Source organism: Parabacteroides sp. PFB2-10 (assembly GCF_029893085.1).
Classification (GTDB): Bacteria; Bacteroidota; Bacteroidia; order Bacteroidales; family Tannerellaceae; genus QVMG01.
This window is the reverse complement of the sequence record NZ_JARXWI010000019.1, coordinates 1-10,527: the sequence shown is the minus strand read 5'-3', so window position 1 is coordinate 10,527 and position 10,527 is coordinate 1. Positions and strand designations below refer to the sequence as shown.

Below are 10,527 nucleotides of genomic sequence, written 5' to 3'. Positions count from 1 at the left end.
GTGCGTTATGGCAAGGAAGACGATCTCGCTTGACAGGCGGATTATTCATTCCGATAGGAAAAGTCCGCCTAAAAAGAGAAATAATGCTCCTCTGCCTCTGGGCGAACGACTACTTTTACACCGTGTAATCTTATAAAAATATCCATTATGAGAAATCTCTTTTTATTAGTTAGTAGTTTATTTGTGTTTACCTGTTGTGCGCAACAGAACAATCTTCCCACTTTTAAGAATACGGGAAATCCTTTAATAAAAGATAAGTTTACGGCCGACCCGGCACCCATGGTGTATAACGGGAGGCTTTATTTATATGTAGGCCACGATGAATATTATGATGGGCAAGACGGCGCATCGGGCGGAAAAGAATTTAATATCACGGAATGGTTATGCTATTCAACCGCTGATATGCAGACATGGACAGACCATGGTTCGGTATTGAAACCAACCGACTTCGCATGGGGAGTAGGAGAGGCGTGGGCTTCTCAGGTGATTGAAAAGAATGGAAAGTTCTACTACTATACAACGGTTCAGGCCGGCGAACCTTATAATAGTAAGGTAGTTGGTGTAGCAATCGGTGATAGTCCCACGGGACCTTTCAAAGACGCTATTGGCAAACCGCTTATTACGGATGATATGACAGACAATGGTGCGCGTGGCTGGTGGAACGATATCGACCCTACCGCTTTTATAGATGATAATGGCGAGGCATGGCTTTCTTGGGGAAATGGTACCTGTTTCCTGGCTAAATTGAAACCCAATCTGATCGAACTGGATGGTGATATACAGGTGGTGGATGTGCCCCGCTTTGTGGAAGGTCCGTGGTTGCATAAACGGGGTGATATGTATTACTTGACCTATGCTTCGATGGGAAGAGGAAAAGAAACAATCGCGTATGCAACTGCCCCGTCGATGGCAGGTCCTTGGACGCCTCAGGGCGAATTGACCGGTATGGCGGAAAACAGTTTTACGATTCATCCGGGAATTATTGAGTTTAAAGGCCAATGGTATCTCTTCTACCACAATGCCGTGTTGACCATCGACGGTCATGCAGGCGCAATCGGACGCCGCAGTGTTTGCGTGGATGAGTTGCATTACAATTCAGATGGCACTATGAAGCCTGTAGAACAAACTCAAAACGGCGTGGCAAAGAAGTAAGCGTTTTGGATAACGGACGCTTTATTATAACAATCCTTCTATCAATGGCAAAACAGCCGAATATGAAAAACCACTAAACGAATGGAATTAGGTTTAAATATAAAAGAACATTTTATGGATGTTTAAGAGTTAGAGTAAAATGATCACTAAATGGCATGAATGGCTCCTTCTGTGAAGAAGGAGCTGTTTCGTTTTATATCTATAAGGCCAAATATGTAACATGTAGAAAGACTTTTGTAACCTGAATCTGCCCCGGTCGGCAGGCTATGGGCTATTTTTGTACAACGATTTGAGTGCGAACTACGAATGAGTTTGTTTTTGATAATACCACTAATTAAGTTTAATAACATATTATATCATGATCATGAAAACCATTTTTCAAACTCTTTTTTTATGCCTATGTCTGTTTGCCTCCACGGTTGTGGGTGCGCAAGAGATCGCAGTTTCCAGTCCGGACAAGCAGTTGACCGTGACCGTATCCTTACAGGATGGAGCCCCTCAGTACAAGGTGACCTACAAAGAACAGGTGATGCTCGAAAATTCTCCGTTAGGTCTGATAACGAATGAAGGAGATTTCAGCCAAAACCTGAAGTATGTGGATCAAAAGATGGAAACAGTTGATAAATCCTATCAGCAGGAGAAAATCAAAACATCCCATGTCCATTACGTGGCAAACAAATTGACCTATACTGTTGAAGATGCTAAACAGCGGCAGCTGCATATCGTTTTTCAGGTGAGCGACAATAACATCGCAATTCGTTATGAACTTCCCACCTGGCGGGAACGAAGAGCCTGTGTTGTGTTGAAAGAGGCAACCGGTTTTAAATTGCCGGATTTCACCACCACCTTTTTGTCGTCTATGATGACGCCTATGGGTGCTTTTGCCCGCACTTCGCCCAGCTATGAAAGCGGATATACAAACGATGAACCGGTAGGAAAACCGACTCATCAGAATCAGGGTTATGTGTTCCCGGGGTTGTTCCGGGTAGGCGACAAAGGCTGGGTATTGATCTCCGAGACCGGCGTGAATAGCCTCTATTGCGGATCGCATCTGACCGATGGTACAAAGGAAGGATTATACACTGTTGCCTTTCCTGATCAACGGCAGAATAATGGCTTTGGCAGCACAGGTGCTCAGCTTGGCTTGCCGGGAGTAACGCCCTGGCGTACGTTGACCGTAGGGGAGACATTGAAGCCGATCGTAGAAACGACTATTCCTTATGATGTTGTCGATCCTCTTTACGAAGCTTCGCAGAAGTATGCCTACGGACGTGGCACCTGGAGCTGGATCGTATGGCAGGATAACAGCATGAACTGGGACGATCAGGTGAAATATATCGATCTGGCGGCTGAGATGGGCTTCGAATACATCCTGATCGATGCCTTATGGGATACAAATATCGGCCATGAACGTATGGAAGAGTTGATAAAATATGCCAACTCTAAAAAGGTGGATGTATTCCTTTGGTATAACTCCAACGGTACGTTTAATGATGCTCCGCAAGGCCCCAGAAACCGTATGAATACATCGATTGCCCGCAAGGAAGAGATGAAATGGTTGAAAAAGGTTGGTGTGAAAGGATTGAAGGTCGATTTCTTCGGAGGCGACAAACAGGAGACCATGCGTTTCTACGAAGATATTCTTTCGGATGCGAACGATTATGGATTGATGATTATATTCCATGGTTGTACCCTGCCGCGAGGTTGGGAACGGATGTATCCCAATTATGTGGGTAGCGAAGCTGTGCTTGCTTCCGAAATGCTTATCTTCTCGCAGGATGTACGCAATCAGGAGGCCTTTTATGCCACGTTGCATCCGTTTATCCGTAATACGGTCGGTTGCATGGAATTCGGTGGTGTGTTCCTGAATCGCTTTCTCAATAAAGGAAATCAGCGCGGACAGGAACGACAGACAACAGATGCGTTTCAACTGGCGACAGGCGTATTGTTCCAGAATCCCGTGCAAATGTTTGCCCTTACACCCAACAACCTGACAGATGCTCCTAAAGAGGCTCTTGATTTTATGAAAGGGTTGCCGACAACCTGGGATGAAACAAGGTATATCGACGGTTATCCCGGCAAATATGCGGTGATAGCTCGTCGCCACGGTGATGTGTGGTATGTGGCAGGTATCAATGCGCAAGAGGAACCGCTTAAACTCACTTTCGATCTGCCTATGACTCTGCAAAAGGGAGAGACAGTAAATATCTATCAAGACAATAAAGACAGAACACTTTCACTGGGAACGCTGAAAGCGGACAAAAAAGGACGTTTCACCGTGACTATTCAGCCCAAAGGTGGTTTTATAATCGTTAAATAACTAAATAACTATATCATGAAACATAGTAAAATCCTGTCAGGAATATTATTTTTCCTGTTGATAGCTGTTTGCGTAAAGGCGCAGAACCCGATCATACAAACAAGCTATACGGCCGACCCGGCGCCGATGGTCTACAACGACCGACTCTATCTTTATACCTCACACGACGCACCCGGATCTACCTGGTTCACCATGGACGATTGGCGAGTATATTCAACCTCCGATATGGTGAACTGGACAGACCACGGAATCATTCTCTCTTACTTCGATTTCGAATGGGGAAAGAGTGATGCCTGGGCAGCACAGTGTGTTGAGAAGAATGGTAAATTCTATCTGTACGTTCCCATGATATCTAAAACAAATAACCGGGGAGCGATTGGGGTAGCCGTTGCCGACAGCCCGCTCGGTCCGTTCTATGACCCATTAGGAAAACCGCTTGTACAAAGCGAATGGGGCGATATTGACCCGACCGTTTTGATCGACGACGACGGCGAGGCTCACCTCTACTGGGGTAATCCGAAGCTTTACTACGTGAAACTAAACGAAGATATGATCTCCTATACCGGCGATGTGGTGCAGGTGCCTATGACCGAAGAGTCGTTTGGCAAGCGCGAGTTTGGCGAGAACAAGCCCGATCCCCAGCGTCCGTCCAAATATGAAGAGGGACCGTGGCTCTATAAGCGCGAGAAACTCTATTACCTGTTCTGGCCGGGTGGTCCGCTGCCTGAGTTTATCGGTTATTCCACCAGTGAGAGTCCGCAAGGCCCATGGAAATACCGGGATATCATTATGCCGGCTGAAGGCGGAGCTTTCACCAATCATCCGGGCGTGATCGACTTCAAAGGGAAAACCTATTTCTTCTATCACAACGGCGCTTTGCCCGGCGGCGGTGGTTTCACCCGTTCGGTATGCGTGGAAGAGTTGATCTTCAATAAAGACGGTTCTATCCCTCAAATGAAGATGACCGAAGGAATCACCAAAGGCATCGCTACGCTTAATCCGTATGCCAAGAACGAGGCTGAAACGATTGCCTGGTCGGAAGGATTCAGAGCATCACAAAACAAGCAGGTAGGGGTCTTCCTGACAGCTCAAAAGAGTGGAGCCCATATCAAGGTGAAAGATGTTGATTTCCGGCAAAAAGGAGCTACCCGCTTTACAGCCAGAGTGGCAACAACGCATGAAGCTCGGGTAACTATGGAGGTACGGCTCGACGGAATAGATGGTCCTTTGTTGGGAACAATTCGCATACCTCGTACGGGAGGAAGCGATCGTTGGGAATTGAGATCAATTGATATTCCTAAGACAACGGGGGTACACGACCTCTATTTTGTCGTGAAAGGACAGCCTCAAAGTCATCTTATGTATTTTGACTATTGGAAGTTCTCTGAATGATCTAATGGTTTAATAAAAAGAAGTACACCATGAATCCTCTCAAAACAGCTGTTGTTATATGCTGTGTAGCCTTGTTATGCGCTTGCTCACAGAAAAAAGAGACCATATCCCCCAACGGGAAAATCAGTGTATCGGTCTATGTAGAACCCGCTGCCGACAAAGCGTATGGGAAGGCCTATTTCGATGTCAACTATCGGGTAGGGCAATCAGAAGCCACCCTATTGTCGAAAGTCAGCCTCGGACTCTGCACCGAACAACAACGTTTTGCGGATAACCTCCGCTTGGTCTCTGTTTCTGCACCCGAAGCCATCAACGAGAGCTACGAAATGATTACCGGCAAGCGGAGTCATTGCGTCAATAACGCTGCAGAGAGGATCTATCTATTTGAGAACGAAGAGAAGCAAACGCTTAAGATTGCTTTCCGGGCATACAACGACGGCGTTGTGTTCCGTTACCAGCTCGACGAAACAGGTACTGAAACAGCGTTTGTCACCGAAGAACTTACCACGTATCCTATTCCGGATGGAACTAACCGATGGATGCAACAATATGCCAATGATTACGAAGGATTCTTTCCTTTGGCTACCAATGGGGAGTCGAAGGGAAGACGTCCTTCGCAACTTTGGGGCTACCCGGCATTGATCGAGCCGCAGGATTCTCTTTTTGTATTGATTACCGAAGCCAATATCCGGAAGGGCGACAGCGGCTCACGCTTATACAATGGCGACCAGTCCGACCAATACCAGGTGCGTAGCCCGGATGAGAAGATCGCTTTCAACAAGAGCTTCACCTCTCCCTGGCGCGTCCTGATCGTCGGAACGCTGGCTGATGTTGTCGAATCGACCTTGGTGACCGATGTGTCGGAGCCCAGCAAGGTGTCCGACACCAACTGGATTGTGCCGGGTGCTGCGGCCTGGATCTACTGGGGGCATAACCATGGCTCGCGAGATTTCCAATTGGTAAAGGAATATATCGACCTGGCAGCGCATATGGGCTGGCCTTACAACCTGATCGATTGGGAATGGGATGTGATGGCAAATGGCGGAACCATACAGGATGCCCTACAATATGCCCGAGAGAAAGGGATTAAACCGCTGTTATGGTATAACTCGGGAACGAGCTGGATTGGACCGGGTGCTCCCGGACCGTTGGATCGTTTGAACAATAAGGAGAACCGGGAAAAAGAATACGCGCAACTCCAAGAAATGGGAGTTTCAGGCATCAAGATCGATTTCTTTGCCGTCGATGGTGCAAAGATGATGGCCTATTATATCGATCTATTGGAGGATGCCTCCAAATATAAACTGATGATCAATTTCCACGGCGCTACCATTCCCCGTGGTTGGCAAAGAACCTATCCGCATCTGATGACAGTGGAGGCGGTGTATGGCGCCGAATGGTATAACAACCTGCCGATATTAACTGAGCGGGCGGCTGCACACAATGCGACCCTGCCTTTTACCCGGAACGTGATTGGTTCGATGGACTATACGCCCGGCACCTTCTCTGATTCGCAACATCCACACATCACCTCGCACGGACACGAGTTGGCGCTTCCGGTTGTTTTTGAATCGGCCTTGCAGCATATGCCCGACCGTCCGGACACCTACTACGCCCTGCCTGATGAGGTAAAGACATTCCTGTCGGGACTACCCACCGCTTGGGATGAGACGAAATTATTGTCCGGTTATCCGGGTGAAGAGGTTGTCATGGCTCGTCGCAAAGGGGATGTATGGTATATAGGTGGCCTCAATGGTACAAACGAGCGCAGAACATTGACTTTTGCCACCCACTTCCTGACAGAATCTTCTAAAACAATCACCCTGATCAAAGACGGGCAGGAGGAAAGAAGCTTTCGCATAGAGGCTCCCGCGCAAATCACAAACAGGGAAAGTGTATCAGTGGATTGCCTGTCCCGCGGCGGATTTGTGGCAGTCATAAAATAGTATAAGCACACATGAAGCTAACGAACGGCTTTCATGACCAGCGAGACATCTCAAGAGGATGGCAACTTAGGAGTAGGATTCATCAAAGCCTGTAAGAAAATAACCGTCAACTTCCGCGAATCGTTTATAGAAGTAAACTGATCATCAGACGTTGCCGTTTATGCATTTTTGTGGTGAATGCTTCTATTTTGCATAATGATATCGATATGCTCTTGGGCCCACTCAACCAATGCCTGCAAGTGCGGGAAAAGACATTCTCCTAAGGTTGTCAATTCATATTCAACCCTTGGCGGGACTTCAGCATAGATCTCACGCCTTACGATACCATCCGCTTCCATCGAACGCAAAGTGACGGTCAGCATCCGCTGCGAAACATCCCCTATGCTGCGTTGTATCTCACTAAACCGCAACCGCCCATTCTCTTTCAGCGTTGTCAAAACAAGGATTGACCATTTGTCGCCCAACCGGGAAACAACATCCCGAACCGGACAATATCCGTTTGCTTCAAATTTCTTCAAATTTTTTTCTTCCATAACACCCTCTTTCCCAACAATAGTTACACGGAGGTAAGCTCCTTACCCTCTTGTGCCTTCTTGTTTTATTAAAACACTCGTTCTATTTTTGCCATACAAAAGTAATAAAGTTACGAATAGTAACAATTGTTGATAATTAAAATTTTAAGAACATGAGCAACGTAAAGAAAGTAGCAGAAGGCACGAACTTCACCGCCGTAGACATGGGTAAACTGGCACTCCTGCCTGAAACGGCCAATGGGAAAGCATTCCTGAAAGAGATGACAAAAGCAACCGGTACGGAGATTTCGCTAAGTGTTTTGCCGGCTCGAACCGATCTTCCGATCTTTCATTCCCACAAGCAGAATGAAGAAACGTACATTATCCTGAGCGGCGAAGGCAAATTCCAGGTCGACGACCAATGTGTTGATATTGCCGAAGGAAGCGTCCTGCGCGTAGCTCCCGCCGGACTTCGCGGCATGACCAACAGCTCCGACGAGCAGATGATCTACATTGTTATTCAATCGAAAGAGAATTCCCTGGAACAATACTCCATGGAAGACGGAGTATTGCTGGAGGCAACCCCGCTCTGGAAATAGGAATAGTCAGAAGCGTAATATAAGAAGGGACTGTTTTTAACTAAAAACAGTCCCTTCTTATATTACAACCTTATCCGCCTTATCGGCGCTAAGGCGTTGATTATTTAAAAAGCTTTTGGGCTATCTCATACAGGTATATGCGACAGTTCATCCAGGTGTGTCCGCCCGGGGTGTATTTCTTTTCGTAGGGTACGCCCAGATCGTCCATTTTTGCGGCAAATCCAACGGCTCCTTCATACAGGAAGTCTTCCGTGCCACAACCCAGCCAAAGCAGTTTCAGGTTGGATTTTAATACATCAACCGATGCATATGTGCCGTTTTTAAAGCTCTCATCCACGCGCTGCGCATTGACAGCCGGTGCCATCGGGCAGATGTAATGGAACAATTCCGGATGGCCAAGCCCGGCATTCAGCGTTTGCGAACCGCCACGAGAGAATCCCGCAATAGCGCGACTGTCAGCATCGGTGCGAACGCGATAGTTTTTTTCCGTATATGGGATGACCTCTTTGATGAGTTCGTCGGTGAAATCAACCGGGCTGCCTTCGATGTTTTTGCCGGTATAGGTCATGCGAGGATTCGCATAAGGAATAACGATAATCATAGGCTCTGCCTTGCCCTGAGCGATCAGGTTGTCCAGAATGAAATTGACACGTCCCACCTTAAACCAGGTCTCGTGTGTGTCGGTGGCTCCATGTATCAGGTAAAGCACCGGATAGCTCTTACTTTTATCGTTCGGATCGTATCCGGGAGGCGTATAAACCACCAGCGGACGGGTGTCATTCAACGTCTTTGATGTGTAGAACCGGTAGGATATTTTTCCGTGAGGCACATCCTGAACGGCGTAGATCGGCGGGGTATCGCCATGCACATCCACCAGGCTGCCTTTGAATTTCTCGTTCGGGAAAATAAGGACGTTGTTCGGGTCGTTCACTGTCACCTGGTCGATAATGAAGTTGTAAGGATATAAATCAGGAGCCACAGGCGGTGTAGTAACGCTCCACACGCCATTTTCGTCTTTGGTCATCGGGAGATTTTCTTTCAGAAACTGCGCGCTGAGTTCCGCTTTTGTTGCTTCGGGCGCATTGTAACGGAAGGTTACCGTCCGGTCTTTATGCACTTCGGGCGATACGATTTGTCTTCTCATCTGTGCCTGAGCGTCTATCGCAAAGAAAAGCTGGCATACCAGGCAGCATATCAATAGGAGATTTATTCTTTTCATATGTTTATTTTATTTTTTATTTTGAAACAAAAGCTTGGCAGATTCCGCCAGGTAAAGCTTGGCATTCATCCAGGTATGTCCGCCACCGGTGATCATCGTAGTGGTTTCGATGCCGTTTTTCTCCAATTTATCCATGAACAGTTTCGCATTATCATACAGGAAGTCGTCGGTTCCTACGCCAAGCCAGAACAGATTGATGCGCTGATTGGTCTGTGCCGGATTTTGGATAAAGTGTTTGAATATGTTCTCGAATTCGGCCACATTGCCTGCAAAAGAGGCGTAAGAGCAGAGGTAAGAGAACTTATCGAGGTTATTCATGCCGAGCGTTAAGCCCTGGTTGCCACCTCTTGAAAAGCCGCCGATGCCGCGGTTATCCGCATTGTTGATCGTGCGGTAGTTCTTTTCAACATAGGGCATCATCACCTGCAGGAAGTCATCGTTCAAGCGACGACCGGCTTCCATGCCGCGTGGGTCGCCTGCGTCGAAATAGGCAGCCGGATTACCGTAAGGCATCACCACAATCATCGGCTTAGCCAATCCCTGGGCAATCAGGTTATCGAGAATAAAGTTGGCACGTCCTACTTTGAAATAGGTCTCATCCGTGTCGGTGGTACCGCTGATCAGGTAGAACACCGGATAGTCCTGATCCGGGTTTTCGTCGTAGCCGGGAGGGGTGTACACCAAGATACGCCCGGTGGTACCCAGTACGTCGGATGGATAATAGTCATAGTTGACCGTGCCATGAGGAACGTCTTTGATGGCATGTACCAGTGGCGTATCTCCTTCGATATCCACCATGCTACCTTTAAATCGTTCGTTCTCGAAATAGAATGGGTTGTTGTTGTCCATCACGGTTACACCGTCAACGACAAAACCATACGGATACATATCCGGTTCGATGGGTCCTAAGGTGACGCTCCATACGCCATTTTCATCTTTTTCCATACTGGCCATGCCCTCCATAAACTGAGGGTCGACCTTTACCTCCTTGGCGTTAGGCGCCATATAACGGAACGTAACCGTATGATCGGCATGCACCTCTGGTGAGATGATCGACGGGCGGCGTTGACGGCCGTCGTTTGCATTTTTGTTGCCGCATCCGGCCAAAACGAGACACAATAAAGCGCTAATAAACAATGCATTCTTCATAAATAGTGGTATTAAAATAAGAACATAAAATCTCTGATACAAACATAAGTCATGCACAAAGGAAATAGGTGGATTATTCTTCATTCCAAGTGGACAAACTATCCAAATTGCTCATAAAGGGTGAAACCGCAATGGATGTAGCCCCCCTCTTTTAGCTCTTAGATTTTAGTTAGGCAGTAGTGTCTTTCAATATACACAAGAATTTCTCGTTCCACTTTACATATCCCTTTTTATATCA

Annotated in this window: 8 protein-coding genes; 5 read left to right on the top strand and 3 right to left on the bottom strand. The window is 47.2% G+C overall.

The window, feature by feature from the left end; genetic code table 11:
- The first annotated feature begins 147 nt into the window (after positions 1–147).
- From M2137_RS13070 to M2137_RS13055, 4 genes are all read left to right on the top strand, one after another.
- Positions 148–1,152: a glycoside hydrolase family 43 protein gene (locus M2137_RS13070; protein WP_280766896.1), complete on the top strand. Its 1,005-nt coding sequence runs from the start codon at positions 148–150 to the stop codon at positions 1,150–1,152.
- 364 nt (positions 1,153–1,516) lie between these two features.
- Positions 1,517–3,472, top strand: a complete 1,956-nt coding sequence (locus tag M2137_RS13065; RefSeq protein ID WP_280766895.1) for a glycoside hydrolase family 97 protein — start codon at positions 1,517–1,519, stop codon at positions 3,470–3,472.
- Positions 3,473–3,487: 15 nt separating this feature from the next.
- The gene (locus M2137_RS13060; protein ID WP_280766894.1) at positions 3,488–4,864 is read left to right on the top strand and encodes a glycoside hydrolase family 43 protein; all 1,377 of its coding nucleotides are present in this window, start codon (positions 3,488–3,490) and stop codon (positions 4,862–4,864) included.
- A gap of 29 nt (positions 4,865–4,893) precedes the next feature.
- A complete protein-coding gene (locus M2137_RS13055) occupies positions 4,894–6,810 on the top strand; it encodes a glycoside hydrolase family 97 protein (protein ID WP_280766893.1) in 1,917 nt (638 codons plus the stop codon).
- A gap of 158 nt (positions 6,811–6,968) precedes the next feature.
- Here M2137_RS13055 and M2137_RS13050 read toward each other — a convergent pair whose 3' ends face one another.
- Positions 6,969–7,343 (bottom strand): helix-turn-helix domain-containing protein, encoded by a 375-nt coding sequence (locus M2137_RS13050; RefSeq protein WP_280766892.1) that lies wholly within the window; start codon positions 7,341–7,343, stop codon positions 6,969–6,971.
- Between the two features lie 152 nt (positions 7,344–7,495).
- Between M2137_RS13050 and M2137_RS13045 the strand changes: the two genes are divergently transcribed.
- Positions 7,496–7,921 (top strand): cupin domain-containing protein, encoded by a 426-nt coding sequence (locus M2137_RS13045; protein WP_280766891.1) that lies wholly within the window; start codon positions 7,496–7,498, stop codon positions 7,919–7,921.
- A gap of 100 nt (positions 7,922–8,021) precedes the next feature.
- Here the strand turns inward: M2137_RS13045 and M2137_RS13040 are convergent, their stop codons facing one another.
- The gene (locus M2137_RS13040) at positions 8,022–9,140 is read right to left on the bottom strand and encodes an esterase (RefSeq protein ID WP_280766890.1); all 1,119 of its coding nucleotides are present in this window, start codon (positions 9,138–9,140) and stop codon (positions 8,022–8,024) included.
- A gap of 9 nt (positions 9,141–9,149) precedes the next feature.
- Positions 9,150–10,289, bottom strand: a complete 1,140-nt coding sequence (locus tag M2137_RS13035; protein ID WP_280766889.1) for an esterase — start codon at positions 10,287–10,289, stop codon at positions 9,150–9,152.
- Positions 10,290–10,527: the final 238 nt, after the last annotated feature.